The organism is Pseudomonas sp. RA_15y_Pfl1_P11 (assembly GCF_963970975.1).
Lineage (GTDB): Bacteria > Pseudomonadota > Gammaproteobacteria > Pseudomonadales > Pseudomonadaceae > Aquipseudomonas > Aquipseudomonas tritici.
The window spans coordinates 205,745-218,931 of record NZ_CAXAOY010000008.1; the positions used below are offsets into that span (position 1 = coordinate 205,745).

12 protein-coding genes and 1 riboswitch are annotated in these 13,187 nt (G+C 59.5%); of the genes, 7 read left to right on the plus strand and 5 right to left on the minus strand.

The window, feature by feature from the left end:
- Positions 1-35 precede the first annotated feature (35 nt).
- Positions 36-295, minus strand: a riboswitch (cobalamin riboswitch).
- 98 nt (positions 296-393) lie between these two features.
- Entirely contained in the window at positions 394-1,707 is a 1,314-nt protein-coding gene (locus tag AACY44_RS13230) for a PQQ-dependent sugar dehydrogenase (protein ID WP_339416678.1), read from the plus strand.
- Between the two features lie 82 nt (positions 1,708-1,789).
- Here AACY44_RS13230 and AACY44_RS13235 read toward each other — a convergent pair whose 3' ends face one another.
- The 5 genes from AACY44_RS13235 to AACY44_RS13255 form a co-directional block, all read right to left on the minus strand.
- Positions 1,790-2,329, minus strand: coding sequence for a C40 family peptidase (locus AACY44_RS13235; protein ID WP_339416679.1), 540 nt, complete (start codon positions 2,327-2,329; stop codon positions 1,790-1,792).
- Positions 2,330-2,474: 145 nt separating this feature from the next.
- Entirely contained in the window at positions 2,475-3,104 is a 630-nt protein-coding gene (locus AACY44_RS13240) for a C40 family peptidase (protein ID WP_339416680.1), read from the minus strand.
- Positions 3,105-3,313: 209 nt separating this feature from the next.
- Entirely contained in the window at positions 3,314-4,018 is a 705-nt protein-coding gene (hda, locus tag AACY44_RS13245) for a DnaA regulatory inactivator Hda (RefSeq protein WP_305433881.1), read from the minus strand.
- Between the two features lie 203 nt (positions 4,019-4,221).
- The gene (locus tag AACY44_RS13250) at positions 4,222-5,295 is read right to left on the minus strand and encodes an AI-2E family transporter (protein WP_339416683.1); all 1,074 of its coding nucleotides are present in this window, start codon (positions 5,293-5,295) and stop codon (positions 4,222-4,224) included.
- Positions 5,296-5,327: 32 nt separating this feature from the next.
- Positions 5,328-6,368, minus strand: coding sequence for a DUF2066 domain-containing protein (locus tag AACY44_RS13255; protein ID WP_339436329.1), 1,041 nt, complete (start codon positions 6,366-6,368; stop codon positions 5,328-5,330).
- A gap of 355 nt (positions 6,369-6,723) precedes the next feature.
- Here AACY44_RS13255 and purM point away from each other — a divergent pair, with 355 nt between their 5' ends.
- The 6 genes from purM to AACY44_RS13285 all read left to right on the plus strand — a co-directional run bounded on the left by purM (position 6,724) and on the right by AACY44_RS13285 (position 13,182).
- Complete coding sequence (purM, locus tag AACY44_RS13260; RefSeq protein WP_314559612.1) at positions 6,724-7,782, plus strand: phosphoribosylformylglycinamidine cyclo-ligase; 1,059 nt, start codon at positions 6,724-6,726, stop codon at positions 7,780-7,782.
- Entirely contained in the window at positions 7,782-8,432 is a 651-nt protein-coding gene (gene purN / locus AACY44_RS13265) for a phosphoribosylglycinamide formyltransferase (protein WP_339416686.1), read from the plus strand. The genes purM and purN overlap by 1 nt, the downstream gene beginning before the upstream one ends.
- 8 nt (positions 8,433-8,440) lie before the next feature.
- Positions 8,441-9,154: a DUF3108 domain-containing protein gene (locus AACY44_RS13270; protein ID WP_339416688.1), complete on the plus strand. Its 714-nt coding sequence runs from the start codon at positions 8,441-8,443 to the stop codon at positions 9,152-9,154.
- A gap of 330 nt (positions 9,155-9,484) precedes the next feature.
- The gene (locus tag AACY44_RS13275) at positions 9,485-9,673 is read left to right on the plus strand and encodes a hypothetical protein (protein ID WP_078738442.1); all 189 of its coding nucleotides are present in this window, start codon (positions 9,485-9,487) and stop codon (positions 9,671-9,673) included.
- Between the two features lie 382 nt (positions 9,674-10,055).
- The gene (locus AACY44_RS13280; protein WP_339416689.1) at positions 10,056-11,981 is read left to right on the plus strand and encodes an IucA/IucC family protein; all 1,926 of its coding nucleotides are present in this window, start codon (positions 10,056-10,058) and stop codon (positions 11,979-11,981) included.
- On the plus strand, positions 11,971-13,182 hold the full coding sequence (locus tag AACY44_RS13285; RefSeq protein WP_339416690.1) for an MFS transporter: 1,212 nt from the start codon (positions 11,971-11,973) through the stop codon (positions 13,180-13,182). The genes AACY44_RS13280 and AACY44_RS13285 overlap by 11 nt, the downstream gene beginning before the upstream one ends.
- Positions 13,183-13,187: the final 5 nt, after the last annotated feature.

The following is a 13,187-nucleotide window of genomic DNA, read 5'->3' on the forward strand; positions in this document are numbered from 1 at the left end:
AAGAAAAACAGACAGCCAAGCATCGCCCACCGTGATGCTGTTGGATGTACCAGGCCGGTCTCCGGGCTCATGAGTGGCGCTCCTCTCTTGATTGAAAGAGCGAGCAAGCCGACGTTGCGCCTTCCCATATCGCGAGGCGATACAGTGGCAAAAGGCAGCGTCTTGACTCATCTACCGTTGCGGGGGCAGCGCCGGAATCGCGGCAGCACTGTGTACAAGTGCGCTCACTCACCGGCTTCCCTGTTTCACTCGGTCGACCCATAGGTCACAGAGCACCTGGAACAAGCCGCGAAGGTTAGTGGGTTGGGGGTGGAGCGTCAATGAAAGCTGACCTTGCACTTGAACCATCGCACCGCCGTTCGCCTCTACCCTTACAGGTATAAGGAGAACACCATGCATAAAACAAGACTTGCCCTACTCATCCTGGTCGCCGGCAGCCTCGCCGCCTGCGGTGAAAGCTCCACCCTCCAGGTCTCTGACGGTACCGGGCCTTCGCCCAAGTTGCCGGAACCGAACAAAACCCTGATCCCCACCGTCAATATCGCCCCCGCCATCGGCTGGCCCGAGGGCGTGAAGCCAACGGCCGCCGCCGGTACCCAGGTTGCGGCGTTTGCCGAAGGCCTGGACCATCCGCGCTGGTTGTATGTGTTACCTAATGGCGATGTACTGGTGGCGGAAACCAACGCGCCGCCCAAGCCGGATGATTCCAAGGGCATTCGTGGCTGGGTCATGGAGAAAGTCATGGGCCGCGCTGGCGCCGGGGTGCCGAGCCCGAATCGCATCACGCTACTGCGTGACGCCGACCACGATGGTGTCGCGGAGACGCGCACGGTGTTCTTGGAGAATCTCAATTCGCCATTTGGCATGACACTGGTCGGCAACGACCTGTACGTTGCTGACTCGGACAAGCTGCTGCGCTTCCCCTATCAACCGGGAGACACCGCGATCAAGCAAGCCGGTACCAAAGTCGTCGACCTGCCGGGCGGGCCTTTGAATCACCACTGGACGAAAAACGTGGTGGCCAGCAAGGACGGCACCCAGCTGTATGTGAGCGTGGGCTCCAACAGCAACGTCGGTGAAAACGGCCTGCAAGCGGAAGAAGGCCGGGCGGCAATCTGGGAAGTCGACCGCGCCAGCGGCGAGCACCGCATCTTCGCCTCTGGCCTGCGCAACCCGAACGGTATGGCGTGGGAGCCGCAGAGCGGCAAGCTGTGGACGGCGGTCAACGAGCGTGACGAAATCGGCAGCGACCTGGTGCCGGACTACATCACCTCGGTCAAGGATGGCGGCTTCTATGGCTGGCCGTTCAGTTATTACGGGCAGCACGTCGATGTGCGGGTCACACCGCAGAATCTGGACCTGGTGGCCAAGGCGATTGCGCCGGACTACGCGGTAGGCCCACACACCGCATCCTTGGGACTGACATTCGCCGAGGGCAGCAAACTCCCGGCGCAATTCAGCAACGGCGCGTTTATCGGCCAGCATGGTTCGTGGAACCGCAAGCCGCACAGTGGCTACAAGGTGATCTTCGTGCCGTTCGAAGGCGGGCAGCCTAAAGGGCAGCCGGTGGACGTGCTGACCGGGTTCCTCGATAAGGACGAGAACGCCATGGGCCGCCCAGTGGGCGTGGTGATTGATCAGCAGGGGGATTTGCTGGTGGCGGACGATGTAGGGAATAAGGTGTGGCGGGTGTCGGCCGCTAGATAGCGGAGCAGCAAGCCTTAAGCTTGAAGCTGCAAGGTGGCGCTGCACCGTCTTGCAGCTTGCAACTTGAAGCTTATCGCTGCTTTCAGGGATTCCGCGCCAGATTCGCCGGCAACACACGCTTTGCACTCAAGTAAGCATTCTGCCAATACGCCTTGGACAAAGTATCCAACTTCACCGTACCACCGGTCTGCGGCGCATGTACAAAGCGCCCTTCCCCCACGTAGATCCCGGCGTGGCTGACCTGTGAACCACCACCGGTGGCGAAGAAAAGCAGGTCGCCGGTCTGCAGGTTCTGCTCGCTGACATCCTGGGCGCGCATCACGATCAGTTCACGGGTAGTACGCGGTAGCGAGATGCCGGCAGCGTCGCGAAACACAAAACCAATCAAACCGCTGCAATCAAACCCGGAGTCCGGCGTGTTGCCGCCCCAACGATAAGGCGTGCCGACCAGGCCCAGCGCGCGGAAGAGCACATCTTCAGCCACAGGCGAGAAATTCTGGGTGGAATAGTTGAACACCGGCTTAGGCTTCACCGCGACAGGCGCGGGCGGCGGTGGGCGGCTTGCACAGGCGCTGAGCAGCGCGGCGCAAACAATAAGAATCAGGCGGGCCGAGGTCGACATGTGCAGAACAATCCTGGTCTGGATGCGGCTTTTCGCTGCCGAACGCTGAAAACCAGAACGCGCAAGCAAAGCTCGCGCGAACGGATTACAACAATGTCCAGGGATTCTAGCGCTTACACCTCAAACTTCAAGTATCACTTTAAGTTTACTTGCTAGCGGTAACCGTCGTCGGGGCCATGGCGAGTGCGCGCTTGGCTTCGATGAAGGTTTTGCTCCAGTAGCTGGAGCCCAGGTTGTCGACTCGAACACCGCCACTGCGACGGCTACTGGAGTGGATAAACTGGTTATCGCCCAAGTAGATACCAGCATGGCTGACGCGACCACGACCAGCCGTACTAAAGAAAAGCAGATCACCGGGCTTGAGGTTGTTGCGCGAGACCAACGGTGCATTCAGGTTGATCATTTCGCGAGTGGAGCGTGGCAGGTTCATGCCCGCCTCTTCACGAAACAGGTAGCCGATGAAACCGCTGCAGTCAAAACCGGCTTCGGAGGTACCGCCGAAACGGTAACGGGTACCGATCAGGGACATGCCGCGTTCGAGGATGCTGTCGGCGAGAACTGGAAGCTGGTAAGGCTTGCTGCCGGAGAAATCGGCCAGTTCTTTTTCAGTTGCCAGCTCTTCTTCGTAAACAGAAGCAGACTGTGCAGCAACAAATTTGGCCTGGTTTTGAACCTGTGGTTTTTGCTGTTCTGCCACCTGTTGAGGGTGGGATGCGCAACCAAACAACAGGGTAACGAGTGCGAGAGGCACGAGGGGTGCGAAGCGATTTAGCATGGGCACGACCGTGGCTGGTATGTAAAGAAGCCGAGACTATGCCTTCTATCACATCGATTTGCAAATTCAATCGTGGTCTATGTGACTTCCCGATTGGACTATGCCATCTAAGCCGTCATTCCATTTATCGGTTCAAATGCGTGGCCAATTCGGCTCAAACGCAGGTTTTTTGGCGCCTGAAAATTGCCGACCCCCTTCAATTCAATGGGTTACCAGCCCAACGTTTCTTTCAGGAAAGGAATCGTCAATTTTCGTTGAGCCTGCAAGGAAGCCTGATCGAGCTGCTCGAGCAACTCGAATAAAGCGCTCATGCTGCGCGTGCCACGGGTGAGGATGAAATGCCCCACCTCGTCGGTGAGATGCAGGCCGCGACGCGATGCGCGCAATTGCAAGGCGCGCAGCTTGTCCTCGTCGGACAGCGGGCGCATCTGGAAGATCAGCGCCAGGGTCAGACGCGACTTGAGGTCAGCCAGCTTGATCGGAAGTTCACGTGGGGAAGTCGAGGCGGCAATCAATAAACGCCGACCACTGTCACGCAGGCGGTTGAACAGGTGAAACAGCGCCTCTTCCCAGTCCGCCTTGCCGGCGATCGCTTGCAGATCGTCCAGGCACACCAGCTCGTATTGCTCGAGGTGGTCGAAGATGCCGATACCACGGTCCATCAACTCAGCCAGGGGCAGGTAAACCGCTGGCTCGCCCATCTGCTCGAAACGCAGGCACGCGGCCTGCAACAGGTGAGTACGCCCTACGCCGTGCTTGCCCCACAGATAGATCAGGCTTTCGGTCCACCCGGCGTCGGCTTCGCAGAGCCGCTCGACATAGCCGAGTGCAGCGGCATTGGCGCCTGGGTAGTAGTTGATAAAGGTGGCGTCATCACGCAGACGCACACCCAAGGGCAGCTGAATCGGTTTCATGCTGACTGAACGGCTCCAAACGAACCGTTAGTGGCCTCTGTGAAAAGTCTGCAAAGTTTATACCCGTGACGCCGGGCGCACAATGCAGCAGACCACAAGCAAAATCAAAGGTTTGCGTTAACTTGTTGGATTTGCGCAGATTGTTTGGCGCTGCTGCTCCAGAAACAACAAACCCGGCCAGGACCGGGTTTGTTACGAAGCGGTTACAGCTCGGGGTCTACAACGCCGGTGTACACATCCGAATCCTTGTACAGATCGTGCATATGGCGCACCAGCACCATGATCACTGCCGCCACCGGCAGTGCCATCAGGATGCCGGTAAACCCGAACAGCTCACCGCCCGCCAGGATCGCAAAGATCACCGCCACCGGGTGCAGACCAATCCGGTCGCCCACCAGCAACGGCGTGAGCACCATGCCTTCCAGCGCCTGGCCGACCATGAACACCGCGACAATCCCCAGCATCGGGTACAGGTCGCCGCCAAACTGGAACAGCCCGGCCACCAGCGCCGCGCCGATACCGATCACAAAGCCCATGTACGGCACGATAGCGGCCAGGCCGGCGATCAGGCCGATCAATAGGCCCAGCTCCAGACCGATCGCCATCAAGCCGCCAGCATAGATGATGCCCAGCGCCAGCATCACCAGCAGTTGGCCACGCACAAACGCGCCCAACACCTCATGGCACTCGCCTGCCAGGGAAACAATGCGCTCCTCACGATCGCGCGGCAGCAGGCTGCGGATCTTGGCCATCATAATGTCCCAGTCGCGCAGCAGGTAGAACGCCACCACCGGGATCAGCACTAGGTTGGTCAACCAACCAATCAGCGCCAGGCTGGATGCAGTTGCCTGGCTGAGGATGACACCGACGATATCGGTGGTCTGGCCCATGTGTTCGCTGATGGCCGCCTTGATCTTGTCGAACTTCCAGAAGCCGTCCGACAGCCCGAGCTTGGCCTGGGCCCACGGCACCGCCGTGTGCTGCAGCCAATCGAGCATCTGCGGCGCCAGTTCATACAAGCGATACAACTGCTTGGCCAGCATTGGCAACAACACCAACACCAATGCCGTGATGATCAAGGTAAACAGCGCAAACACTGCCACTACCCCCAAGGTACGCGACAAGCCAGCCTTTTCCAGGCGATCCACCATGGGATCGAACAGGTACGCGAGCAGCAACGCAACCAGGAACGGCGTCAGGATCGAATGCAGCAGAAACACAAATACACACAGCAGGACAATCCCGCCAAGCCACACCCAACGACGCGTATCCGCCATAAACCACTCCATCTATATAAAGAAGAAAACTACTACCAACGAAAACGCAGCTGCGCTTGAGGCTCAGGTGCAGCAACAGGTTGAGTGCTATCTGCCACTGGCTGCTGGACCGGTGCTTCACTGGCAGGAATCTCCTGCAATTTAGCCAGGCTCAACTGGGTACGTAACTGATCGGCACTGCCGTTGACGCGGTACACGATGCGATCGCCATCCACCCGTTGGGGCTGGCCACCAAAGGGCTCAAGCAGATGACCCAGCGCGGCGTAACGCTCAAGGGTCATGCCTTGCACTTCCAGCAATTGCTCGGTGCTCACGCCAGGCTTGACCGCAAAACGCGGCGCCAATTTCTGGCTGACCGCCAGCATCACCGCATCGGCCACGGCAGCCGTGTCGGCACCTTGCGCCGTGCCCTGTTCGCTCTTGTCGCCCAACCACAGGCGCCATTTGGCCTGCCATTGGCTGCCTTCCTGACGCGCATGCACGGCCAGCAGAGCGTCGGCGCCGTAACGTTCGGAGGCGGCGCGCAACGGTGTGGCATCGGCACTTTCCAAGTTCGGCACGGTGGCGACCACCTGCTCATCCAGGTCACCCAGCGGTAGACGCAACGGCAGGCCACGGTGTTGCGCAGCGCGGCGCAGCGCCTGTGCGACGGTCTGGCCATCGCCTACCAGGCTGCTGCCTCCAGTAGAATCGTTCAACCACCAACCGAGGATCGAGGGGCGATTGCTGCCCCAAATCGACAGGCCCGCATCGCGCAAAGCGCGGTCAGTACTGACCGGATCAAAATCCACTTGCAGGCTTTCCGGCGGGCCAGCGTCGTACCCATATTGCGTGATGATTTGTTGCGGATCCTTGCGAATCGCCGCCAGGCCCGGGCCTTCGGCGGCCTTGGCGTCACCAGTCAGGCGGATCACCATGGTTTGCACGGCACGCTGGGTAGCCTGGTCGCGCTCTTGCGGGGACTGGCTGCTGACGGGCTCAAGTACTTGATAAAGGCCATTGAGTGTTTCGGCATGACTCGCCAGGCTGACCAACGACAAGCAGCCTACAAAGAAGAAGTTACACAGACGCATGGAAGATTCCCGAACGACAAATTTAGCGGCTGCAACAGGCCGCGTGAACTCGGTTTGGCAAGGCTGTGACCACAGCCACCGGTAAAACATTCACAGGGTCATGGCAGTTTTTGTACTGTCATAACGATAGCGGGTTAAAGGCTATACCTTAATACGTACCGAAGCAGAGCCGATTAGCATTTTTTTAACCTGCTTTTTTGACCTATATGGCCCTGCCCGTCGGCCCGAGGATGGCCGCTGCCCCTCAAGCCTGATAAAATCGCGCGCCTTCGCAGACCGTCAACGGCTGGGCCTTTTACCAAAAGCGCCTGCCCGCTCGGTCGTTACCCCTGAATCCCCCCTAAAGGCCTGGATCATGAGCAAGCAACCCTCCCTGAGCTACAAGGACGCCGGTGTAGACATCGACGCCGGTGAAGCATTGGTCGAACGCATCAAGAGCGTCGCCAAGCGCACTGCGCGCCCCGAAGTCATGGGCGGCCTGGGCGGTTTTGGCGCCCTCTGCGAAATCCCGGCCGGCTACAAGCAGCCTGTACTGGTTTCCGGCACCGACGGCGTGGGCACCAAGCTGCGCCTGGCGCTGAACCTGAACAAGCACGACAGCATCGGCATCGACCTGGTTGCCATGTGCGTCAACGACCTGGTGGTGTGCGGCGCTGAGCCCTTGTTCTTCCTGGATTACTACGCGACCGGCAAGCTCAATGTCGAAACCGCGACCCAGGTGGTGACCGGCATCGGCGCTGGTTGCGAACTGTCGGGCTGCTCTCTGGTTGGCGGCGAAACCGCTGAGATGCCAGGCATGTACGAAGGCGAAGACTACGACCTGGCCGGCTTCTGCGTCGGCGTTGTAGAAAAAGCCGAAATCATCGACGGCTCCAAAGTGGCTGCCGGTGATGCCCTGCTGGCCCTGCCATCCTCCGGCCCGCACTCCAACGGCTACTCGCTGATCCGCAAGATCATCGAAGTGTCCGGCGCCGACATCGAGAACATCCAGCTCGACGGCAAGCCGCTGACCGACCTGCTGATGGCCCCTACGCGCATCTACGTCAAGCCACTGCTCAAGCTGATCAAGGACACTGGCGCAGTCAAAGCCATGGCCCACATCACTGGCGGCGGTTTGCTGGACAACATCCCGCGCGTCCTGCCAAAAGGCGCCCAGGCGATCGTCGACGTGGCCAGCTGGCAGCGTCCTGCGGTCTTCGACTGGCTGCAAGAGAAAGGCAACGTCGATGAAACCGAAATGCACCGCGTGCTGAACTGCGGCGTGGGCATGGTTATTTGCGTGGCTCAAGAGCACGTTGAAAGCGCGCTGAACGTGCTGCGTGAAGCCGGCGAGCAGCCTTGGGTTATCGGCCAGATCGCCACCGCCCCAGAAGGCGCGGCACAGGTTGAACTGAAGAACCTCAAGGCTCACTGATGCCTCAGACCTGTGATGTCGTGGTGCTGCTTTCCGGCACCGGCAGTAACTTGCAGGCCCTGATCGACAGCACGCGCACCGGCGACAGCACGGTGCGCATCGCTGCGGTGATCTCCAACCGCAGCGACGCCTATGGCCTGCAACGCGCCAGGGACGCGGGTATCGACACCCGCGCCTTGGATCACACGGCTTTCGAAGGTCGCGAGGCCTTTGATAGCGCCTTGATCGAACTGATTGACGCCTTCAACCCCAAACTCGTGGTACTGGCCGGCTTCATGCGCATCCTCAGCGCTGATTTCGTAAGGCATTACGAAGGGCGGCTGCTGAATATCCACCCTTCCCTGCTGCCCAAGTACAAAGGCATGCACACGCACCAGCGTGCGCTCGATGCCGGCGACAGCGAGCATGGCTGCAGCGTGCACTTCGTCACCGAGGAACTCGATGGCGGGCCTCTGGTCGTACAGGCAGTGGTTCCGGTAGAGTCTGACGACTCGGCGCAGAGCCTTGCGCAACGGGTTCACACCCAGGAACACAGGATTTACCCACTGGCCGTTCGCTGGTTTGCCGAAGGTCGGTTGATTCTTGGCGACCAGGGTGCATTATTGGACGGTCAGTTACTCGCGGCCAGCGGCCACTTGATTCGAACCTAGGAGATTTTATGCGTCGCGCCTTGCTCTTCGCTTTTGCGCTGTTCGCCTTGCCTGCCGTGCAAGCAGCAGACCTTCACCCCTTCTCCGCCAGCTACACCGCTGACTGGAAACAGTTGCCCATGAGTGGTTCGGCAGAACGCAGCCTGACCAAGAACAGCGACGGCACCTGGACCTTGAACTTCAAGGCCTCCATGATGATCGCCAGCCTGACCGAAACCAGTGTGATCGTGTTCGACAAGGACACCCTGCAACCGAAGAGCTACACCTTCGAACGCGGCGGCCTGGGTAAGGCGAAGAAGATCAATCTGGATTTCGACCAATCCGCCAAGAAAGTTACCGGTTTTGAAAACAAAGACCCGGTCAACGTCACCCTTGAAAGTGGCATGCTCGACAAGTCGACTTACCAGCTCGCCCTCCAGCGTGACGTGGCTGCCGGCAAGAAAAGCATGAGCTACCGTGTGGTCGAAGGCACGGACGTCGATACCTATGACTTCCGCGTCATCGGCCCTGAAAAGGTCCAGACCAAGGTAGGCGCCATCGACGCGATCAAGGTCGAGCGTGTGCGCGACCCGTCGCAGAGCAAGCGCATCACCCAGATGTGGTTTGCCAAGGACGAGGGCGGCATCCTGGTTGCCCTGCGCCAGGTTGAGACCGACGGCAAGGAATACAACATCATGCTGCAGGACGGCACCGTTGACGGTAAGGCTGTCAAAGGTAGCTGATAGGCTGATGAGCTGAAAAAGTAGCCTCGCTGAATGCGAGGCTTTTTTTCGCCTGCAGGTTTTGGGCTGGACGTTCTACCGCTATCGCTGGCTTGCTCGCGAAGGTGGCGGAGGATCAACACAAGATAAACGCCCCCTCAAACATGAAACTTTTGTCATAAAACTCAGGCGCCTGCGACGCAATGTCACGGTTTATGGGGCCTGTAGCAATGTTGCGTTTTGTGCACTGAATTGTTGCGGGCAAAACCGGTTTACTTAGCAAGCTAACAAAACATATAAAAGAGGCCTGCGACGACTTGCCGCAGATCAACCAGAGATTGGAGCAAGCAGATGACTGTAAAAGTAACTGAACGCGACGATGCACACATGTCTCATGAAGCACTGGGCCATGGGATTCACATCTGGGATGTCCATCAACAAGACCAACTGGTCGGCATGTTCCACAACGAGAACGAAGCCCACAATTATAAAAACGAGCTCGAAACTCTTGAGATGAAACGCCAGGCACAAAGCTCCTGAAACGCTGATATCACGTAGACGCCCGGCCCCACGCAGCCGGGCCGCCTCCACAAAAAAACCGCCCGATGCGCGGTTTTTTGCGTTTTAGAAGCCGCTATGTCCCTACACGACTGTGCAATCGTACAAAAGCAGACATAACTTACACAGTCACAGTCCAGGTACTGCACGCCATTCCAAGCCCCCCTGAACTGGCCTGTTCCAGACGCCTCCAGGCCATGTCACAGCCTATCCCTGACCGCAATATTTGCCGGCAAGTCACGCCCTCCGACCGCTTGAATAAACGGTTGCGAAAAAAGCGTAACAAAAAATAGACATTTGTTAATAATTCTCGATACCATTCGCACGCTTTTCACCCAGGACCGCGGATAAGGAATTCGACTTCATGCATGGCCACAACAGCACGCCGGAAAAATTACTGCTTGAGCGCTGGGGTGAAGCACTGGCCACGCCGCAATTCCTCGCCAATCACATCAGCCTTGATGCACTGATCAACACGCTGGCGCCCGCCGCCGAACGCAGTTTCCAACGTCTGATCCAGGCACTGTTTCGTGAAGGCCTGCTGGACCCCAACACTCGCACCTATGACGAACGCGGCCACTGCTGGCTGGCACTGCCTGACCAAACCCGCCTGCGCTTCGATCACCTGCGCCCCGGCCGTATGGGCAGTTGGGACCTGCGTGGCCAGGTCACGCTGCTACGTAATGACCAGACCGAGCAGAACATTCAATTCCCGTCGCAATTACTGACGCTGCTTAACAACAGCCTCGAATCATCGGCCGACCTGAACGTCTTGAGCCGTCTCAATACCGAAATCGATGACAGCTTTGTCAACGACACGCTATGCCTTGCCTTTCACGCGCAGTGGACACTCAAGCTGCACGCAGCAATGGACCCGGCCCATCAGCACAATCTGCTCAGCCACCTCAAGAACGATGCGAGTGTGACCAACGCTACGTCCGTGCTTGAACAATGGGGCACGCTGGGCCACCCATGGCACCCCAACTACAAGACCAAGTTGGGCTTGGCTACCGACCAGGTGATTGATTTCTCACCGGAGTTCGAAGCGCGCTTCCCGGTATTCCTTTGCGCGCTCCACCGCCAATATGCCCATGTCGAAGTATTGGCCGATACCGCAGATTACTGGCAGTGGTGGCAACAGCATTTTCCACAGGCAGCCCTGCAGTTGACCGCAGCGCTTGCAGCGCAGGGGCTTGAGGCGGCTGAGTACCTACCGCTGCCTGCTCACCCTTGGCAGGCACGCCAGGAGCTACCGCAACTGTTCGCCAACGAAATCGGTGACAAGCTGCTGGTGCTGACCGATATCGTCGCGTTTACCGCCCACCCGACCATGTCGTTCAGGACCGTGCTGCCTGAAGGCAGCCGCGACGCGCCGATGGTCAAACTCCCGGTCTCACTACGGCTGACCAGTGTGCAACGAACTGTTTCGCCACGCTCGGCGCGCATGGGCCCGCGAATCAGCCAGTTGCTGCTGACGATCCTTGAGCGCGAGCCCGCAATTCAGCGAATCCTGCGCATCGTCCCCGAGCGGATCGGCGTGCATTTCAAACCCCAACCGGCCAATGATGAGCACTCCCGTCACCTCGCCGTTCTCTACCGCGACAACCCGCAGAGCCTGCTCCAACCGGGCGAAATGGCTGTGCCGGTGGGCAGCCTGTTTGCCATCGACCAGCACGGCCAGCCGCTGCTGAGGCAATGGGTACGCCTGAGCAAAGGCCTGGAGGACGCCGATGCCATGCTTGCGTTCTTTCGCGACTATGCCGCGATCGCCGTACCGGCACTGTTGGGCATGTACCTGCGCTATGGCGTTGCCTTCGAGGCCCACCAGCAGAACGCCTTCATGGTCATGGCCGCAGACGGCCAATTGAACCGCCTGTTGTTGCGTGACTTCGGTGATATTCGAATCGACCGCAAGACCTTGCACGCCCACGGTTTGGATATCGAACTGCACGACCCCAAGATGACGCTGTATGACGACGCGGGCTTTGTACGTGACAAGCTGCTGCACACGGTATTCATGTGCCACCTGGGCGAACTGGTATTGCTCAGTGCCCGCCACTTCGATATCCCCCAGGCGTTACTTTGGAATGAACTGTCGGCCCAAGTCAGCCAGTGTTTCGACGACTTGCGCAGCCAGGTCGAACCACAGCGCTGGGCAACCGAGCGCGAAGCCCTGATGGAGCAGGACTGGCCGGCCAAGTCGTTCATGCGCATGCGCCTGCTGGAAAGCCATGCCGACATCGTCGGGCGGCTGCCCAACCCGCTGAGTGCCGCCGCCAATGGCAGCTAACCACACCGCGCTGCGGCTGCTGGTGGTGATTCAACTGGTGTCGATGGGGGCCATGGAAATGAGCGGCCCCTTCTGGCCCTTGCAGATCCAGAAGCTGCTCGGCGTGGCCAATGCCCAGTACACCGGCCTGCTGTCTTCGCTGGTGTATGCCGGGCCGATGATGGCGGCGATGATCCTGACGCCAATGTGGGGGCGCCTGGGTGACCGTACCGGCCACAAGCCGATGATCATTCGGGCGCTGCTGGCGCTGGCGGTGTGCCAGGCGTTGGCCGCTATCACCTTCGATCCGTGGCTGCTGGTGGCGATCAGGGTGGCGCAAGGCGCGTTGGCCGGCTTTATCGCAGCGGCCCAAGCCTACGCACTGGCCTACTGTGGTGATGGCGGGCGCGGGCACATTCTGGCGCGACTGCAATCGGCAACCGCAGTGGGGTCACTGGCTGGGCCGGTGCTGGGCGGCTGGCTGATGGATATCTCGGGCTTCGCACTGCTGTGCTACAGCGCCACCGCCGTCTGCCTGGTCTGTGCAGTGATCAGCGTGTTCCTGCCCAGCGATGCGCCGCGCTCGCGGCCAACGCGCACGTCCGCCCCCGCCGCACTGCCCAAAGGCTGGCTCGGCGCAATGCTGGGGATCATCGTATTGATTCAGGCTGCCAAGATGATGCCTCAGCCGTTTTACGCCCTCTACGTCGCCGACGTTTTAGACGCACCCGCATGGTTGATCGGCGCCAGCTATGCCGCCAGCGCCCTCACGCTGGCCCTGTCCGCCCCGCTTTGGGGGCGGCTGTTTGACCGACATCAACCGGCACACACGCTGCGCATTATCGAATGGGTCACGTGGTCCTGCGCCTTGACGCTTGCCTTCACGGCGATGGCCAACGAATGGCTGGGCTTCCTCGCCAGCCGGTTGCTGTGGGGCGTATGGCAAGGCGCGTTGCTGCCCGTCGCCTACACGTTGATCGCCAATACCGTTGCGCCCAGCCAACAGGGTTTTGCTCTGGGCATGGGCAATAGCGCCGCCAAAGCCGGCGCGCTGTGCGGCGCCTTGATGGGCGGCATCGGCATGGCGATGGTGGGCTTGGCGCACAGCTTTTGGCTGGTCGCGCTCACTTATGCCTTGGCCGCCCTGGGTATTCGCGCAATCCGTTCGCTCACCCGAACACCCGATTCATCCGGTTTTTCTGTCAATACTTCTAATAACTGAAAGGC